The 529-nt window shown below is 43.7% G+C and carries 1 protein-coding gene; it reads right to left on the reverse strand.

Going from position 1 to position 529, the window contains the following annotated elements:
* Window positions 1-93: 93 nt before the first annotated feature.
* The coding region (locus BCT81_RS04995) for a methyl-accepting chemotaxis protein (RefSeq protein ID WP_241908162.1) at window positions 94-529 on the reverse strand (436 nt) is incomplete at its 5' end.

The raw sequence follows: 529 nt of genomic DNA on the forward strand, positions 1-529 counted from the left end.
AGATAAATAAAAGCCCCGCTAAAAAGCAGGGCTGAACATTTACATTTTGTTTAATTTTGACATTTGTAATAGAGATTAAAACTTAATACGTCGCTACTTTTCTTCAAAACGTTTAGCTAACTGATAGAACTCGTTTACTTGTTCTTTAAGCTCAGTCGAATGATCCTTCACTGAGTGAGTAGCAACTAAATTCTGCTCTGCTGTCGATGCGATAGATTGCATGTGAAGATTCACCTCACTCGAAAGAGTACGCTGCTTATGGGCTGAGTTTTCTACCGACTGCATCAACTCGTTCATAGATTGCATTAGGTTTTCAACTTCAGATAAACGCTCTGCGCTCACCTTCGCCACATCACCGCACGCATCGGTCTGCTCTCTGTTCGCCAGAATATCTTTCTGCCAACCTTCAATGGTTGTGAGCATGGTTTCTATGCTCTCTTTTATCTGTACTGTCGCGTTCGAAGTACGCCCAGACAGCGCACGTACTTCATCAGCCACTACGGCAAAGCCTCGACCTTGCTCACCCGCT

This window comes from Vibrio sp. 10N.261.52.A1 (assembly GCF_002876325.1).
GTDB lineage: Bacteria > Pseudomonadota > Gammaproteobacteria > Enterobacterales > Vibrionaceae > Vibrio > Vibrio chagasii.